The sequence below is a fragment of the Deinococcus yavapaiensis KR-236 genome (assembly GCF_003217515.1).
GTDB lineage: Bacteria > Deinococcota > Deinococci > Deinococcales > Deinococcaceae > Deinococcus_A > Deinococcus_A yavapaiensis.
In genome coordinates this window covers 157544-174389 of record NZ_QJSX01000001.1, presented here as the reverse complement: position 1 = coordinate 174389, position 16846 = coordinate 157544, and the positions used below count along the sequence as shown (strand labels likewise).

General features: G+C 66.9%; 17 protein-coding genes. 10 read left to right on the top strand and 7 right to left on the bottom strand.

The genetic code is table 11. From position 1 onward, the window contains the following. Positions 1 to 27: 27 nt before the first annotated feature. The 6 genes from DES52_RS00850 to DES52_RS00825 all read left to right on the top strand — a co-directional run bounded on the left by DES52_RS00850 (position 28) and on the right by DES52_RS00825 (position 7766). A complete protein-coding gene (locus DES52_RS00850; protein WP_245900546.1) occupies positions 28 to 1377 on the top strand; it encodes a M20/M25/M40 family metallo-hydrolase in 1350 nt (449 codons plus the stop codon). Between the two features lie 56 nt (positions 1378 to 1433). Continuing rightward, positions 1434 to 2711 (top strand): alpha/beta hydrolase family protein, encoded by a 1278-nt coding sequence (locus DES52_RS00845; RefSeq protein WP_110884864.1) that lies wholly within the window; start codon positions 1434 to 1436, stop codon positions 2709 to 2711. 132 nt (positions 2712 to 2843) lie between these two features. Beyond that, positions 2844 to 4607: an FAD-dependent oxidoreductase gene (locus DES52_RS00840; protein ID WP_110884863.1), complete on the top strand. Its 1764-nt coding sequence runs from the start codon at positions 2844 to 2846 to the stop codon at positions 4605 to 4607. A 17-nt stretch (positions 4608 to 4624) separates the two neighbouring features. After that, positions 4625 to 5428, top strand: a complete 804-nt coding sequence (locus DES52_RS00835; protein WP_110884862.1) for an enoyl-CoA hydratase/isomerase family protein — start codon at positions 4625 to 4627, stop codon at positions 5426 to 5428. A gap of 90 nt (positions 5429 to 5518) precedes the next feature. Further along, positions 5519 to 6304 carry an HAD family hydrolase gene (locus tag DES52_RS00830; RefSeq protein ID WP_110884861.1) on the top strand — a complete coding sequence of 262 codons (786 nt, stop codon included), beginning with the start codon at positions 5519 to 5521 and terminating at the stop codon, positions 6302 to 6304. 97 nt (positions 6305 to 6401) lie between these two features. Then, positions 6402 to 7766, top strand: coding sequence for a leucyl aminopeptidase family protein (locus DES52_RS00825; RefSeq protein ID WP_110884860.1), 1365 nt, complete (start codon positions 6402 to 6404; stop codon positions 7764 to 7766). On the opposite strand, the gene DES52_RS00820 is transcribed toward DES52_RS00825, so the two are convergent. From DES52_RS00820 to DES52_RS00805, 4 genes are read right to left on the bottom strand one after another with little or no spacing between them, the layout of a single operon-like run. Beyond that, a complete protein-coding gene (locus tag DES52_RS00820; RefSeq protein WP_110884859.1) occupies positions 7747 to 9063 on the bottom strand; it encodes an RsmF rRNA methyltransferase first C-terminal domain-containing protein in 1317 nt (438 codons plus the stop codon). The two genes, DES52_RS00825 and DES52_RS00820, sit on opposite strands and share 20 nt — an antisense overlap. Before the next feature lie 9 nt (positions 9064 to 9072). Beyond that, positions 9073 to 10332, bottom strand: coding sequence for a serine--tRNA ligase (gene serS, locus DES52_RS00815; protein WP_110884858.1), 1260 nt, complete (start codon positions 10330 to 10332; stop codon positions 9073 to 9075). Next, on the bottom strand, positions 10332 to 10619 hold the full coding sequence (gene gatC, locus DES52_RS00810) for an Asp-tRNA(Asn)/Glu-tRNA(Gln) amidotransferase subunit GatC (RefSeq protein ID WP_110884857.1): 288 nt from the start codon (positions 10617 to 10619) through the stop codon (positions 10332 to 10334). Before gatC ends, serS begins: the two co-directional genes overlap by 1 nt. A 22-nt stretch (positions 10620 to 10641) precedes the next feature. Next, positions 10642 to 11394: a DUF554 domain-containing protein gene (locus tag DES52_RS00805; protein WP_110884856.1), complete on the bottom strand. Its 753-nt coding sequence runs from the start codon at positions 11392 to 11394 to the stop codon at positions 10642 to 10644. A 241-nt stretch (positions 11395 to 11635) separates the two neighbouring features. Between DES52_RS00805 and DES52_RS00800 the strand changes: the two genes are divergently transcribed. From DES52_RS00800 to DES52_RS00790, 3 genes are all read left to right on the top strand, one after another. Beyond that, positions 11636 to 11839, top strand: a complete 204-nt coding sequence (locus DES52_RS00800; protein WP_110885171.1) for a helix-turn-helix domain-containing protein — start codon at positions 11636 to 11638, stop codon at positions 11837 to 11839. A 72-nt stretch (positions 11840 to 11911) separates the two neighbouring features. Then, positions 11912 to 12244, top strand: coding sequence for a pilus assembly protein (locus tag DES52_RS00795; RefSeq protein ID WP_110884855.1), 333 nt, complete (start codon positions 11912 to 11914; stop codon positions 12242 to 12244). Then, positions 12241 to 12756, top strand: coding sequence for a hypothetical protein (locus tag DES52_RS00790; protein ID WP_110884854.1), 516 nt, complete (start codon positions 12241 to 12243; stop codon positions 12754 to 12756). Before DES52_RS00795 ends, DES52_RS00790 begins: the two co-directional genes overlap by 4 nt. Before the next feature lie 42 nt (positions 12757 to 12798). On the opposite strand, the gene recJ is transcribed toward DES52_RS00790, so the two are convergent. Together recJ and DES52_RS00780 are read right to left on the bottom strand one after the other, a co-directional pair. Then, the gene (recJ, locus tag DES52_RS00785) at positions 12799 to 14898 is read right to left on the bottom strand and encodes a single-stranded-DNA-specific exonuclease RecJ (RefSeq protein ID WP_110885170.1); all 2100 of its coding nucleotides are present in this window, start codon (positions 14896 to 14898) and stop codon (positions 12799 to 12801) included. A 59-nt stretch (positions 14899 to 14957) separates the two neighbouring features. Further along, complete coding sequence (locus tag DES52_RS00780; protein WP_110884853.1) at positions 14958 to 15302, bottom strand: lipopolysaccharide assembly protein LapA domain-containing protein; 345 nt, start codon at positions 15300 to 15302, stop codon at positions 14958 to 14960. 69 nt (positions 15303 to 15371) lie between these two features. On the opposite strand from DES52_RS00780, the gene DES52_RS00775 reads away from it, so the two are divergent. Further along, positions 15372 to 16169, top strand: a complete 798-nt coding sequence (locus DES52_RS00775) for a glutaminyl-peptide cyclotransferase (protein WP_110884852.1) — start codon at positions 15372 to 15374, stop codon at positions 16167 to 16169. A gap of 42 nt (positions 16170 to 16211) precedes the next feature. On the opposite strand, the gene DES52_RS00770 is transcribed toward DES52_RS00775, so the two are convergent. Then, the gene (locus DES52_RS00770) at positions 16212 to 16679 is read right to left on the bottom strand and encodes an Hsp20/alpha crystallin family protein (RefSeq protein ID WP_110884851.1); all 468 of its coding nucleotides are present in this window, start codon (positions 16677 to 16679) and stop codon (positions 16212 to 16214) included. Positions 16680 to 16846 lie beyond the last annotated feature (167 nt).

The following is a 16846-nucleotide window of genomic DNA, read 5'->3' as shown; positions in this document are numbered from 1 at the left end:
CCTCGCCGATTGCGGTAAGCTCGGCGCGTGACGACCGAACAATTCGATTTCACCTCGTTCGTGGAGGGCGGCCGGCGTGACCTCGCCACCCTCGTCCGCTTGGAGTCCGTGAGCGCCCAAGGCCGCATGCTGCCCGAAACGGCCGACGCCGTGACGCGTCTGCTGGAAGCCGAGGGCTTCACCGTGCGCCGCTACGACGGAAAAGTCGCGCCGGTTCTGCTCGCCGAGGCGGGCGAGGGACCGCGTACCCTGCTGATCTACAACCACTACGACGTGCAGCCCGAAACGCCGAGCGAGCTTTGGGACTCGCCGCCCTTCGAACTGACCGAGCGCGACGGTCGTCTCTACGGACGCGGCGCTTCCGACGACAAGGGCGAGTTGATTTCGCGCCTCGCCGGGTTGCGCGCCCTCAAAGCGCGTCATGGCGGCACGTTGCCCCTGAAGGTGAAGTGGCTCATCGAAGGCGAGGAGGAAGTCGGCAGTCCCTCGTTGGCCGACTTCGTGCGCGACCATGCCTCGGAACTGACCGCCGACGGCTGCTGGTGGGAATTCGGCTCGATCGACCCTGCTGGAAGGCCCGTCTTGTACGCGGGCCTCAAAGGCATCACCTGCCTTGAGCTGCGCTGCCGCGTGGCCGAGTCCGACCTTCACTCTCAGTTCGGCGCCGTCGTGGACAATCCCCTCTACCGCCTCTCCAAGGCCCTCGCCAGCTTGCGCGACGACTCGGGCCGCGTCACCATTCCCGGCTTTTACGACGACGTACGTTCTGCGTCGCAAGCCGACCTCGACGCGGTCGCCACCATTCCCGACGAGAGCGCCAGCCTCGAGGAGACGTACGGCATCCAAGGCTTCCTGGGCGGCGCGAGTGGCGCGGAATTCTACCGTCGCCTCGCGCTGGAGCCCGTCCTCAACATCAACGGCGTTCACGGAGGCTACGAGGGACAAGGCTCGAAGACCGTGCTGCCCGCCTACGGCTTCGCGAAGCTCGACTTCCGCCTCGTGCCGAACCAGGATCCCGAGAAGATCGTGGCGTTGTTGCGAGCCCACCTCGACGCGCGAGGGCTGGACGACATCGAGATCGTCGAACTCGAATCGCACGAGCACCCCTCGCGCTCGGACCTCTCGCACCCCTTCGTGCGTCTCGCCGTCGACGTGGCGCGCGAAGTTCACGGCCAAGAGCCCGTCTTGCATCCGTCGTCGGGCGGAAGCGGCCCCATGCATCCGTTCGTGGAGCACGTGGGCGTGCCCGTCGTCGCGGCCGGAATCGGCAACCTCGGCGGTCGCGTGCACGCCCCCAACGAGAACGTTCGCGTCGCCGACTTCGGCGCGGGAGTTCGCTTCGCGTGCGAGTTCATGGACCGCCTGTCTCGAATGTGAGCTACAGTGAGCTCGACACTTCAACTCGAACGGGCGTTCGCCCGGAAAGGCTTCGAATGCGTAAAGTCCTGCTGACCGCCGCCCTGCTTCTCGCTCCCGCCACCGCCCAGTCGTCCACGACCGCCGACAACTCCACCTCGGTCGGGCGAGGCGCTCAAGGAGCGATCCAACTCGCCGCGCGCCTCGGCGGCGTCGAGAACTTGAACTTCGCGACGGCCGCCAACGGCACCTTGCAAGTTTCGGGCATCTTGAACGGCGCTCGCTTCGCCGCGCGTATTCCGCGCGACTGGAACGGCACGTCGGTCCTGTACAGCCACGGCTACGTCCGCCCCGATCAAACGGAGCCCGATCCCAACGCGACGCTGACCTCGCTCGGGCCGGTCGTCGACACGATCGTCTCGCAAGGCTTCGCCGTCGCCACGTCCGTGTACGACAAGACCGGCTACGCCGTGCAAAGCGGCATCCAGCGCACGATCGCGCTCAAGCGCTTCCTCGACCGCGTCGGCGCGCGCAAAGCGTACACCATCGGGCACTCCATGGGCGGCAACATCGTCGTGGGTCTCGTGGAGCTCTACCCCAACGAGTTCGTCGGCGCGCTGCCGCTGTGCGGAGTCGTCGGCGGATGGTCGCGAGAAACCGAGTACCTCACGGACTTCCGCGTCGTCTACGACTCTTTCACGAAGGGCACGAAGTACGCCCTGCCGGGCGCGGGCGCCATCTTCACCCCGAACTCGGCCTTCACCGAGCAGGCCGTCGTGGCTTCGGTTCGCGCCCTCTTCACGGACGCCGCCGGAGGCGACGCCACGGCGCGCAATCTCGTCGGGGCGATCGCCGCTTCGACCGCGTTCGCCGCCGATCCCGTGTCCTTCGCGACGGCGCTCGGAGGCGCCGCCTACGGCCTCGCCGACCTCTTTCAAACGACGGGCGGCAACGGCTACGGCAACAACGGCAAGACGTACGGCGCGGCGTTGCCCGAAGCGGTCCGTACGGGGCTCAACGCGGGCGTCGAGCGCTTCGACGCGAACGCCGCCGCCAAGACCCGCCTCGAAGACTGGTACACCCCCAAAGGCGCCTTCAAGACGAAGGTGCTCTCCGTTCACAACTCCGTCGACCCGCTCGTGCCCGTCGCGCACGAACTCGCCTACCGTCAGACGGTCACGGCGGCCGGCAACCTCGCCAACCTCGCGCAGCAAATCGTCCCGACCGTCAACGCGCTGCAACCTCGTCACTGCGAGTTCACGCCCGAGCAGCACCTGAACGCTTGGTCGCAACTGCGCGCCTGGGTGGAGAGCGGCGCGAAACCGCAGGACAGCGACTTCTTCGGCGCGCGATAAACCTCGGCGCGAAGAGGGCGGGCGCCAAAGCGCCCGCCCTCTCTCACGCTCGTCCGGTCTCCTCACGGCGGCGCCACACCGTGACTTCGTGACACGCTCCACGTCGAGAACACGCTATAACGCTCGTCGCGCATGAGGTACTCGTCTTCGTTTCCCGCCCGCCTTCGACTCGCCGTTCTCGCCGTCACGCTCGCCGTGTCGGGGGCGGACGCCGCGTCCGCGAAGTACGACCTCGTCGTGTACGGCGGCACTCCTCAAGGCGTCACGACCGCCGCCGCCGCCGCTCGTGAAGGGTTGAACGTGCTGCTCGTCGAGCCCGGACCGGGCCTCGGAGGCGTGCTGACACGCAGCTGGCTCGCGACGCTCGACGTCACGACCGACGGGACGGGCAGCGTCTTGCAAGGCGGGCTCTTTCGCAAGTTCTACCGCGAGCTCGGCCACGACAACTCCTTCGACCTTTCCGTCGCGCAGCGCACGCTCGACGCGATGCTGCCCGGCACCGTGAACGTGACGTTCAACACCCGCCTCGCGAACCTCGACAAGGAGGACGGAACGGTGAGCACCGCGACTTTCGCGGGACCGGTCGCCTTTTGGACGGCCTCCGCGCCGTACTTCGTGGACGCGACCGACACCGCCGAGTTCGCCGCGCAAGCTGGCGCGAACTTCACTGTCGGACGCGGCGACACCCACATCGACGACGCGCAAATGGCGAGCACCCTCGTCTTCAAAGTGTCGAACGTGGACTTCGACGCCCTGAAGGCGGAACTCGCGCGCGAGCACAAGGAACTCGGCAACGGCGCGGGCGTCTTCGGGCGCTCGATCGTGGGCCTGTGGCCCACCGCGAAGGGATACCGCGCCAGCGATCCCACGCGCTTTCGCTTGCGCGGCTTCAACGCGGCGCGGCAAGACGACGGCAGCCTTCTCGTGAACGCCCTGCTGATCTTCGGCGTGGACGGAACGAGCGCCGCGTCGAGACAGCGAGCGTGGCGTGAAGGGCAGGACGAGGCGAGGCGCGTCGTGACGTACCTCAAGAAGTCCTTGCCGAACGTGTTCGCGCAGTCGCGGATGGCGGGTGTCGCTCCCGAGCTGTATGTCCGCGAAAGCCGTCACCTCGTCGGCGTGACGCGGCTGCACGCCGACGACGTCTTGTACGGGCGCACCTTTCCCGACGGCGTCGCCCTGGGCGGCTACCCTCTCGACGGTCAAGCGTACCTTCCCTTCGAGACGCCCTACCTTCTCGGTGAGCCCGCTCCGTACGAGGTGCCGTTCTCGACCCTCGTGCCGAACAACTTGCGAAACGTCCTCGTGGTGTCGCAAGCGGCGAGCTTCGATGCCGCCGCCGCGTTCTCCGCGCGCGTGGCCCCCTTGCAGATGAACCTCGGGGAGGCGGCGGGTTTGGCAGTCAAGGCCGCCCGGACCCGCCGCCTCGACTTTCCGTCGCTGCTCGCCGATCCCGGCGCGGTGAACGACGTGCGAAGCGCAGCGCGGCGCTCGGGCCTCATCGACGTGCAACGCGTCTCCCGTCCTCGCTGCGACGACGAGCGGCACTCGAACTACGACGCGGCCGTCGAACTCCTGCGCCGCTCCTTGTTCACGACTCCCTACTACTACCAGGGCTGCCTGCACTTGTCCGAGCCGCAAGATCCGCGCGACTTTCTCGCCGATCTCGAGCACGCGGCGGGCGTGAAGTCGCAAAAGGCGCGCGACGCCGTCGACGCCCTCAAGGGACGCTTCGGCAAGGGGACGCCCCTAAGCTCCGTCGCCGCCCTCGACGCGCTGCGCGCCCTCGCCCCGAGCGGTCCGAGAGTGCAGTTCGCCGCGAATCAACCGCGTCTGGATCGAGGTCGCGCCGCCCTGTTGCGCTGGCAGGCCCTGCAACCCGACCGTCCCGCTTGAGACGCTACCCTGAAGGCATGAACCTTTCCGCGTTCGAGACGCTGCACCTCACCTTGCACGGCGACGGCGTCCTAGAAATCGTGTTGCGCAACGACAAGACCCTCAACTCCGCCGATCACAAGACGCACCGCGAACTCGCGTACGTGTGGCGCGACATCGACGCGTCCGACACGGTGAAAGCCGTGGTGATTCGCGGCGAAGGACGCGGCTTTTCCAGCGGCGGCGACTTCGAGCTCATCGAAAGCATGGCGAGCGACTTCCACACCCTCACGAGGGTGTGGAAGGAAGCGCGCGACCTCGTGTACAACGTCGTCAACTGCTCGAAGCCGATCGTGAGCGCCATTCACGGTCCGTGCGTGGGAGCGGGACTCGCCGTCGCCCTGCTCGCCGACGTCTCGATCGCCGCCAAGTCGGCGCGCATTCTCGACGGGCACACCCGCCTCGGCGTCGCCGCCGGAGATCACGCCGCCATCATATGGCCGTTGCTGTGCGGCTTGAACAAGGCGAAGTACTACCTGCTGCTCAACGAACCTCTCGGCGGCGAGGAAGCCGAACGGATCGGGCTCGTGAGCCTGTGCGTCGACGACGCCGACCTCGTCGAGCGCGCCTTCGACGTCGCCCGCAAGCTCGCGCGAAGCTCGCCGACCGCCGTTCGCTGGACGAAGTACGCCCTCAACAACTGGCTTCGGATGATGGGCCCGACGTTCGACGCGAGCCTCGCCCTCGAATTCCTCGGCTTCACCGGTCCCGACGTCAAGGAAGGCTTGGCGAGCCTGCGCGAGAAGCGACCGCCGAACTTCGAGGACAACGCGCCTCTTTGATCGCCGCTTGATCCTCGACGCCCGCGAACGACGAGCAGAGGGGTAGGCTTGTCACCCTCGGGGGACACCACACGTGTCAAAATCGCAGCCATGCGCTTGATCGCCTTCGACCTCGACGGAACTCTCCTCGACCACGACAAGACGGTGCCGCGCCGAAGCGCCGACGTCATCTCCAAACTCAAGGAGCACGGCTGCAAGATCGCCGTGATCACGGGACGAGCTCGGGTGCCCGAGGACGTCTTGGAGGGCATTCAGCCTGACGCGATCGCCACGAGCAACGGCGGCGTCGTGCAAGTGGGGGAGACGGAGATCGCTCGCCACGCCCTCACGCCCGAGCAGGTGCGAAGCGTGAACGCGGCCTTGCCTCCCGAGGCGCGTCTTTGGGCTTACTCGGACGACACGATCTTCGTGCGGGACACCGACGGCATCCAACCCGCGTGGCTGCAAGGCCGCGCGATGAAGCACATCGACGAGGTCGGGACCACGCCGATTTCGCAGATGAGCTTCACGCTGGAGAAGGCGAGGCGCTTCGAGGACGCGATTCTCGCCGTCGGCGGCGTCAATCTCACGGGCGGTCTCGCGCCTTACGAGAGCTTCATCACCGTCACGCCCGACGGGGCGGACAAGGGCACCGCGCTCGCCGAAATCGCCGCGCACTTCGGCGTCGACATGGCGCACACCGTCGTCTTCGGAGACTCCGACAACGACTTGGCGATGTTCAAGGTCGCCTCGGTCGCCGTGCAAGTCGGCAGCCACGAATGCCTCGCAGATCACGCGACGCACCGCGTGAGTTGCTCGGCGCTCGGGCTGCCGGGATGGCTGGAAAGCTACGTGGACGACCTCTCGCGGGAATTGGCGGACGCGGCGGCGGATTGAGGCGTTCACGAGAGACGGCCGACTCGCCACGCGGTCGGCCGACGCCGTCGGGGCCGATGAAGACAGAAGCCGGGCTCGGTCGTGGTAAGGTCACGCCATGCAACTTCGAAGTGATTCCGCTCCGGCGGACTTGCACCTGACGCTCGTCACGGAAGACGCCTCTCTCGACCCTGCCGCCGCGCGCGTCGCGACGACCCTCAAAGACGGGGAGGTGACGCTGGTGCGAGGTGAATCGCGCGACGTCGCCCTGGCGTTGCCGCCTCTCGACGTTTCGGCGGCCCGGGCGCTCGGCGTGAAGATCGCGCGCCTCGCCAAGGACGTGCGCGCGACCTCGGTGAGTACCGACGAATTCAACCCGGAGTTCGCGCCTGCCTTCGCCATCGGCGTGACGCTCGGCGCGTACCGCTTCACGAAGTTCAAGTCGGACGATGCCCCCGTCCTCTCGTCCGTGAGCGTCGGCGGCCTCACGGACGAGCTCGCCGAGCGAATCGTGGCCGTCGCGAGCGGCGTGAACCTCGCGCGCGACCTCGTCAACCGCCCCTTGAACGATCTCACCCCGAAGGACTTCACGCGCGAAGCCCACAAGCTCGCCGACGAGTTCGGCTTGGAGCTCGAAGTGTGGGGCAGGGCCGAGTGCGAGGTGCGCGGCATGCGCTTGTTCCTCGCCGTGAACGAGGGAAGCGCGCACGAGCCGCAGTTCATCCAGTTGACGTACAAACCGCAACATGCCACGCGCGTGATCGCGCTCGTCGGCAAGAGCGTCATGTTCGACACGGGCGGTTACAGCATCAAGACGTCTGCCGGAATGGCGACCATGAAGTGCGACATGGGCGGCGGCGCGGCCGTGCTCGGCGCGATGCGCGCTCTCGCCCTGCTGAAGCCCGACGTGGAGGTGCGCGCTTATCTGCCCGCCTGCGACAACGCCATCTCCGGAGCGGCCATGCGGCCCGGTGACGTCTTCCGCGCGGCGAACGGCAAAACGGTCGAGGTGACGAACACGGACGCCGAGGGTCGGCTCACGCTCGCCGACGCCCTCACGATCGCGTGCGACGAAGGCGCGGACCTCGTGGTGGATCTCGCCACGCTCACGGGCGCGAAAGTCGTCGCGCTCGGCGACGACCTCGCGGCTCTCTTCACGTCCGACGCCGCCGTGGAGTTCGAGTTGCGGGAAGCCGCCGCCCGCGCCGACGAAGGCATGTGGCCGATGCCGCTACACTCGGCGTACCTCAAGGGTTACAAGAAAGGGCCCGCCGACCTCAAGAATTCCGATCTCAAGCCCAGCGGCGGCGCCATCAAGGCGGCGCTCTTCTTGCGAGAGTTCGTCACGAAGCCTTGGGCGCACCTCGACATCGCGGGCTGCGCGTTCGCCGAGGGCGAGCACGACCTCGGTCCGAGCGGCGGAACGGGGTACGGCGTGATGACCTTGGTCGAACTCGTGGCGCCTACCACCGCGCTTTCGTAGGTCGGAGCGCGCCCTTCTTCGACTGCACCCACGTGAGCCCTAGGTCTTGCACGGTCGCCACGTGCCAGCCCTCGGGCGCGTCGAAGCTCACCGCTTCGCCTCGGTCGAGCGAGGACAGGACGGTGCGGTGGACGTCGGCGTCGAAGGAAAGGGTGCTCGTCGCTGCGAGGGCGTGCCATTGGGCGAGGGCGCGCGCCGGAAGGAAGCGCTCGCCTTTGACTTCGCCGAGGTACAAGCCGGGCGCGCGAACTTTCACGCCGGTGAAGTCGGGGGCGTCCTCGCTCACGGCGTACAAGTGGCCGCTTCGCTCGATGATCGTGCCGGGAACGTCGCTCGTTCCGTGCTGGCTCGCGAAGGCGTCCCACGTTCGCCGAACCGCTCGGCTCGCCGCTTGAAGATCGCCCGCGTGACGTTCGGCGTCCTCGTTTCCAGGCGCTCTGAGCTTCGCGACGAAGTGGCCTTCGCCTCGAACGCGGTGCGGCCACAACCTCACGGCCGCGCCCATCACGACGTCGAAGTCGGAGTGCAGGGCGGCGTCCTCGAGTTTCCAGCCGACGTGGCGCTTCAAGAAGTCCTCGATCACGCCCTCGTTTTCTTCTCGCGAGAAGGTGCACGTCGAGTACACGAGCACGCCTCCAGAGCGCACGAGCTCGGCGGCGCTTCTCAAGAGGTCGCGTTGCAAGGAAGCGAGTTGCGCTGGCCTTCTGGGTGTCCACGTGCGGACGGCCTCGTCGTCTTTGCGGAACATGCCTTCGCCGCTGCACGGAGCGTCGAGCAGGACGCGGTCGAAGCCTTCGGGCCATGCGCGCGCGAGCTTCTCGACGCTCTCGTTGGTCACGACGATCGGCACGCCCCACCGTTCGACGTTTTCCAAAAGCTTGCCGACCCTCGAAGGCGTCACCTCGTTCGCGACGACGAGGCCTGCGCCGTTCATGAGGGCGGCGAGGTGCGTCGTCTTGCCGCCGGGCGCCGCCGCGAGGTCGAGGACCCGCTCTCCCGGCGCCGGATCCACGATTCGTGCGACCGCCATCGCGCTCGGTTCCTGAACGTAGTAGGCGCCCGCCCAGTGCAGCGGGTGAGCGCCGGGGCGCACGTCGGGCGGGACGTAGAAGCCGCTGGGTTCCCACGGCACGGCGTCCAGGGCGCCGAAAGGCAACCGCGCGGATTTGAGAGGATTGACGCGGAGGCCCGCCGCGCGTTCTCCTCGTTCCAGGGCGGCGCAGAATGCCGCGAAGTCGTCGCCGAGCTGGCCTTCCACGCGTGCCAGGAAGGCGCTCGGCAACTTGCTGTCAGCCACGCGGCGCGCTCAGCCGAGGTATTCGCGGCCGCGCAGGTACGGCCGCAGCGCTTCGGGAACGAAGATGCGCCCGTCCGCTTGCTGGTGAACTTCCAAGAGCGGCACGAGCACGCGAGGCACGGCGAGGCCCGTGTTGTTGAGGGTGTGCGCGAACTTCACCTTGCCGTCCGCGTCTCGGTAACGCAAGCCCGTGCGCCTCGCCTGCCAATCGCCGAGGTACGAGCACGAGTGCGTTTCACGGTACTTGCCTTCGCTCGGCACCCAGCACTCGACGTCGTTCATGTACACCTTGCCGCGCCCCATGTCTCCCGTGCAGTTGGCGAGCACGCGGTAGGGAAGGCCAAGGGCGCGCAGCATCATCTCCGCGTTCTCCAACATCGCGTCGAACCAACCCCAGGCGTCCTCTTCCTTGCACAGGACATACTGCTCGACCTTCTTGAATTCGTGAACGCGCATGAGGCCGCGCACATCGCGGCCCGCGCTGCCCGCCTCGCTGCGAAACGCGCCCGAGAATCCCGCGAAGGTGAGCGGCAGGTCGTCGCCGCTCAAGATTTCGCCCGCGTACAACGAGTTGATGGGCACTTCGGCCGTTCCGGCGAGCATCAGCTCTTCGCCTTCGAGCTTGTACACCTGGTCCTCGCCGCCCGGGAAGTGGCCGGTGGCGACGAGCGTCTCGGGCCGCACGAGGGCCGTGGTGGAAAGGGGCGTGAAGCCGCGGTCGGCGAGAAAGTCGAGGGCGTACATGAGGACCGCCAGTTCCAAGCGGGCGGCGTCGCCTTTGAGAAGGTACGAACGGCTCCCGGACACTTTCGCAACACGCTCGAAGTCCGCCCAGCCGTGCATTTCCAGCAGTTGCACGTGGTCCTTGGGTTGGAAGCCGAAGGTCGGCAGTTCCCCGTGGCGGCGCAGCTCGACGTTCTCCTCGTCCGACGTCCCAATCGGGGCGCGGTCGTCGGGAATTTGGGGCACTTGCAGCAGCAGTACTTTCAAGTGATCTTCGTGCGCGCGAATCGCCGGTTCGTTGGCCTTGATCTGTTCGCCGAGGTCCTTGCCCTTGTGAATGAGCGCGGCCTTCTCGTCGGGGCTGGCCTTCGGAACGAGCTTGGCGTTCGCGTTGCGGTCGGCCAGCAACGCCTCTTGCCGTTGGCGCAACGCGACGAGCTCGGCGTCGACGCGCAGTAACTCGTCGAGGTCGAGCTCGACGCGTTTGACTTCGATGGCGCTTCGCACGACGTCCGGATGTTCGCGAATGAACTTGAGGTCCAGCATTACTGCTCCACCGTTCGCGGCACCTTGAAGAAGCCGTCTTGCGTCTCGACGGCGAGCGACAACGCTTCGCTCGACGTGAACATCGACGTCGGCACGTCTTCGCGCAGCACGTTCTCCAACGCGACAGGCCGCTGCATCTCCTCGACTCCGTCGGTGTCGAGCTCTCCGAGCTTCTCGAAGTAACCGAGGATCTTGTTGAGGTCGCCTTGCATCCGCTGAGCTTCTTCGGGCGTGAGGTCGAGCCTCGCGAGCTTCATCAGGTGCTGCATCTGGGCCGCGTCGATCATGGGGAGGATTATACGGGAAGCGTCAGAAGAGACTCACGATCCACAGTGCGAGCGGCGCGACGAGCAGCGCGGGCAGCATGCTTCCGACGCGCACGCGCCGATCCTCGAGGGCGAGACCGGCGAGCAGCAGGTTCACGCTGATTCCGACGATGATGAGTCCGCCCGCTCCCGAGACCATCAAGATGTAGGGATTGGACGCCGGGTCGGGCAAGCTTGCCGCGAGGCCGCCGGCGGCGAGGGAAATGCCGCCTTGAAGCAGCAAGATGACGAGCGCCGAGAAGCCCACGCCGATGCCGTACACACCCGCGAGGGCGAGCGAGGCGATGCCGTCGAGCGTCGATTTCACGAGCAGCGTTTGCGGATCGAGCGTCAAACCGTTTTGCAAGCTGCCGATGATGGTCATGGGGCCGACGCAGAACAGCAGGCTGGCGGCCACGAAGCCTTCCGTGAAGCGCCCGCCGCCTCGAAAGCGCTTTTTGAGATTCTCGCCGAGGTCGGCGAGGCGCTCCTCGACGCCCAGCGCCTCGCCGATGATCGCTCCGAGCGCGAGCGTGACGAGCGCGAGGATGACTCCTGGGACCACGCCCGCCTTGACCTTGCCGAGGTCGGACGCCATGCCGAGTCCGATGTACAGCGTGACGAGGCCCAGCGTTTGCAGCAAGGTGCGCTGCGTTTTCTCGCTGAGCCGTCCGCCGAGGGCGAGGCCGAGAGCGGTGCCGAGCAGGACGGCGGCGACGTTGGCGAGGGTACCCGACGTTTGCGCGAGAAGATTCACGATCTCAAGAGTAGCTCAAGGCGCCATCCTTGAAAGATCAAGAATGCTTCGAGAAAAAGTTGACGACGCCTTGACGAGCGAGCGATATATACTGAGGCAAGTTGAACGCCAAGACGCTTGATAGTGGTTTCGGTCCGACGATGGATGATCGTCCAGCGCACGTGACTGCCCCTCGGAAAACGGCCTCCCTCGTGGAGGCCGTTTTTGTCGTTTCGCCTTTCGCCTCATGGGAGGTGATTCCTTGACGTTGCACGAGCAGTTCGAGAGCTTGCCGAAGTTGCTGAAGGTCAGCGAAGTCTGCGAATACACGGGCTGTCACGAGCGGACGGTGCGCCGATGGATTCGCGACGGTCGTCTCACCGCCGTGGAGAGCGGCGCGGGCCTCAGGGTACCGCGGCGCGCGCTGTGGCGTTTTCTCGGCCTCGACTCTGCCATGAGCGCCTGACCGCGCCGCTTTCGAGCGCGCCTGCGAGGATCGTCCCTCGCCAAAGAAGCTCTCCTCGGCCAAAATGAGCGCATGCTGCTTTACAACGTTCACACGTGGTACGGCCACTTGCTGCAACTCGTTCCGATGCTCGTGGTGGCCTTTTTTCTGCTGCGGCGCGGTCAGCCGGTGCAGCGAATCGCGCCCGTGCTGCTCGACATCAACGTCGCGATCGGTCTGTTGCTGTGGCTGCTCGACCGTCCGAGCGTGAGCATCTGGCATCCTATCTTGATGTTCGCCGCGATCGGGATCGCGCACGGCGTGTCACGCAGCCGAAATCGTGGCGTCGTGATCGGCGCGTGGATTGGCGTGCTGGCGCTCGTGGTGATCAGCATCCAGATCGCCGGCGGAAACATCCGAATTTGAGCGCCGAGATCGCCCACGTCGTTGCCCTCGTGCACGCGGGCAAGCTTCGAGAGGCCGCTCGGCTCCTCGAACAGTTGCCAATGAGTGCCCGCGTGCTCGTGTTGCGCGCCCGCGTGACGAAAGCGCCTGCCGACGCCCTCGCCGCCCGCGATCTCGCTCGACTCGAGGGGGACGCGCCCGCGCTCGTCGCCGCCGCCGCCCTGCTCGGCGAACTGCATCTCTCCGCCGCGGAGCCGCGGCTCGCCTTGCATGCCCTCGCCGAGGGGCTCAAGGTCGCCGAGGTGACGGGCGAGGCGGCGGACGCCTACCTGCTGGCCGTGCTCGCCCTCGCGCAAGCGCGCGTCGGTTCGCCGAGCAAGGCCGCGCTGACCGCCGAAAAGGCGCTGATTCGTGCGGCGCTCGGTTCACCCGCGCGGGTGCTCGCGCTTCGCGCCCTCGGCCGCCACGAGGAAGCGCGGCGCGATGCGGCCGAGGGTGGCGTGGGCGCGGAATTCTTCGTGGCCGAAGCGTAAAGGCTGTTCGAAGAACGCGGCGCCCAGGCGCCCCTCGACGCCTCAATCGCCGGGCGCGAGGACGCCGAGCGTCTCGTCATGCTCGCCCGCGCGGACGCCCGTGAGCGCCAGCACGGCGCTCGACCAGCCCGCGTCGTCGAGGCCTTCGTACAAGTGGGCCCACAGCCAGCGGCGGTAAGCATCGGCGGCGTCCTCGCGCCAACGCGCCGAGCGCCACAACTCGGCGCCGCGCAACTCGATCGCGCTGCGCACGCCGAGTTCGGCGAGCACGTCGGCGTCCGCGTCGAGCGCCAAGCCTTCGCGGTGGTAGCCGTAGCGTCCTCGCAGCGCTTCGAGCGTCTTGGGACCCCAGGCGAAGGTCACGTGTCCCTCGCGCAACCACGCGCGCAAGTCGTCCTCGGACGGCAAGCCGAACAGCACGATTTCTTGCCGCACGCGCTCGCCGGGCTGCACGAAGCGCACGCCGGGCACGTTCGTCTGCAGGTAGTCGGCGACGCTGCCGTCGGCGTAGGCGAGCGTTCCGCCACGCACGCGGCCCATGGCGTCTTTCGGCTCGAGCCTCGGAAGGCGCGGTCCATCGGACGCGCCTTCCAACTCGACGCGGTTCGCGGGCCGCACGGCGACGCCCGCGAACTCGAGGCGCTCGCGACCGTTGTAGGTGTCGCGGCGCAAGGTGGCGGCCAGATCTTGCGTGCCTCTGGGCAGTTTCGCCGTGCCGTGAAGGATGCCCTTGTCGCGTCCCACCTTGAACTGCAGCGAATCGCCATTCTTGCCCACGAGCCGCGAGTCTTGCAATTCCGTTCGCAGCCACCAGAGGGGCGGTCGGTGACCTTCCCCGTACGGCTCGAACGCGTCGATTTCGCTCAGCAGCGACATCACGGCGGCGCCCGTCGGGAGGGCCGCGTCGAGGTGGTGCACCCGTTCCGGCGGCGGAAATCGACGCGCGAAGTCGTGGAGGCGCTCACGCAGTTTCGGGATGTTCTCGTCGTACAACGCGAATCCGGCGGCGCCCGTGTGTCCGCCGAAGCGCTTGAGAAGGTCGGCGGCGGCGCGCAAGCCGTCCACGGCGGAGATGCCGGGCGTGGAGCGAACGCTGCCCTTGCCCTGCGCGATGATGAACACCGGCTTGTAGAACGTCTCGAGCAGTTTGCTGGCGACGATGCCCATGATGCCCGCGTGCCACGACTCGTGCGTGACGACGATGGCGGGATCGCTCGGCTCCACGATGTCCAGCGCTTCCTTGAACATGCGGTCTTGGATGACGCGGCGGTCCTTGTTGCGCTGATCGAGGTACACCGCGAGCTCGGCGGCCCGCTGCTTCGACGGCGTGGTGAGCAGTTCCAGCGCGAGGTCCGCCTCGCCGAGGCGGCCCGCGGCGTTGATGCGGGGCGCGAGGATGAACGCCACGTCGCGCGCCGTGACGCGCTCCAGCTTTTGCGAACCCATCAGGGCGCGAATGCCGGGATGCTCCGACGTGCGGAAGCGCGCGAGGCCCGCCGTGACGAGCGCGCGGTTCTCTCCGACGAGGGGCGCGACGTCCGCCACGATGCCGATCGTGGCGATGTCGGCGTACTTCAGCGGCGGCGGAAGCTGCAGCGCCTCGTGTACGGCCCACAACAGGTGGTACGCGACGCCCGCGCCGGTAAGGTTGTGCAGGTCGTGGTCGTAGTTCGGTGTGAGCTTGGGGTGCACGACGAGGCACGGCGGAAAGTCCGGTCCGGGCGAGTGGTGGTCGGTGACGATGACCTCCACGCCTTTGTCGAGAAGGGCGCGCACCTCGGCGAGGTTGGTGACGCCGCAGTCCACGGTGAGCAGCAAATCGCAGGCGAGCGCGTGCTCTTCGACCTTGTCGGGGTGAACGCCGTACCCTTCGTTGAGCCGGTGAGGAATGAAGCCGTGCACGTTCGCGCCGAGTTCACGCAGACCCATCACCAGCACGGCCGTGGCGGTGACGCCGTCGGCATCGTAATCGCCGTGGATGCGGACGCGCTTCTTCGCGCGCATGGCCGCCACGAGCCGACGCGCGGCCTCGTGAAGCGCGGGATTCGGCGAGAGGCTCAGTTCGGGCGTGAGGTGCGCGCGGGCAAACCCTCTGGACAAGAGGACTTGCGCGAGGGCGGGGCTCACCTCGAATTCCGCCATCGTTCGCAGCAGATCCTCGCGTGTCGAAGGCTTGGCCAGCACCCACTTCGCCGACGGCGTCACGCGCCCTCCTGGCTGTCTGCCGACTCGGCGACGGACAGCGTAGGCGGCGTGGCGGCGAGCTTGGCTTGCAAGGCCGCCCCCAGTTTCGTCTCGGCTTCCCGGCGCCGAGCTTGCTCTTGGCGACGCAACGAGGCGGCGCGCAGCATGGCGGGCAAAAAGAGGAAGGCCGTGTAGGCCGCGCCGATCAGCAGACCGCCGCCGAGCACGAGACCGAGCGGCATGCTGGTGTTGCCGCCCGGCAAGGGCAGCATGACCCGCACGGGGTTTTCGAGTTGCAGCAGCACGACGTAGGCGGCGAGCGCGAGCAGCACCACGACTTGCAAAAAGAGGACGACGCGCACACCCCAGTGTAGTGCCATTTTTCTGAAGGTCGCGCGAAAGCGCGCTCGTCGTCGGCGTATCATGCCTCCATGCCTCCGCGTTTCGCCGCTTCGACGCTCGTCGCCCTTTCGTTGCTCTGCTCGTCTTGCGCGAGCTCTCAGTCCACGGCGTCCGTTCCGACGTTGCGCGTGGAGGTCGTGAAGCGCTACGTGCACGACGCGGGCGCGTTCACTCAAGGACTTTTCTTGGACAACGGCGTGCTGTTCGAGGGAACGGGATTGGAAGGCCGCTCGGAACTGCGGCGCGTGAAGCTGGAGACGGGCGAGGTGCTGCAGCGCCGCGCCTTGCCCGCGTCGAACTTCGGCGAGGGCATCGCGCCCGCGCCCGGAGGACGGATCGTGCAGCTCACGTGGCGATCGAACGTCGCGTACGTCCTCGACAAGGCGACGTTCGCCTTGCAGCGCACCTTCGCGTACCCCGTCGGCACCTTCTTCAGCGAAGGGTGGGGGCTGACGTCGAACGGCTCGAACCTCATCCTCTCGGACGGTTCGTCGAACTTGTTCTTCCTCGACCCGACGACGTTCCAAGTCGTGCGCAAAGTCGCCGTGACGAGTCCCGAGGGTCCAGTCGCGAACCTCAACGAGCTCGAGTTCGTCGACGGGCAGGTGTACGCGAACGTGTGGCTCACGAACCGCATCGCCCGAATCGATCCCTCGACGGGCCGGGTCACGGCGTGGATCGACGCGACGAACCTCGCCGACGAGGTGAAGGCGACCGATCCCAACGCCGTACTCAACGGCATCGCATACGACGCCGCGACGAAGCGCTTGTTCCTGACGGGCAAGCTCTGGCCGACGTTGTTCGAAGTCAAGCTCGTGCAGAAGTAACGCGAACGACCCCGCCGAAAGGCGGGGTCGTTGCTCGAGGCGTTACTGGTGTTGCTCGTTCGCGCTCACTTCGAGCGCTTGCGGCCGCCCTTGATTGCTGACCGTGCTTTTGATCGGGATGGCGCGGCGCATGGCCTGCTCGGCGCGTGGAATGCGCAAGGTGAGCGTGCCGTGCTGATGCGTCGCCTCGATCTTGGCAAGGTCGTAGCGGCTGGGAATGTTGAAAGTGCGGACGAAGGTGCCGTAGGCGCGTTCGGTGCGGTGGGCGGTGCGGTTTTGGGTGTTGTCGTACTTGCGCTCGGCGGAGACCGTCACGGTGTTGTTCTCGGCCTCGAGCTTGATGCCCTCGGGAGCGATGCCGGGAAGGTCGAGGCTGATTTCCAGCCCGCCTTCGTCTTCGTGGACGTCCACGAGCGGCGCGAAGCGGCCCGAGGTGGCGTTCGTGCCGAACATGCGGTCGACGCGTTGCTGAAGTTCCTCAATTTCGCGGAAAGGATCGAATCGCATCATCTGAAGGACCTCCTTGACAGGCACCATACTACTAACCTGAGTGTTACCTTGTCAAGTTAACTGCGTCTTTACTCGTCCTCTTGCGCGAACGGCCCGCGAGGCGTAGCCTTCCAAAGGTCCTTTAACGCGGTCCAGAGAGGCCGCCCCCGCCCCGCGAGGCGAGAAGG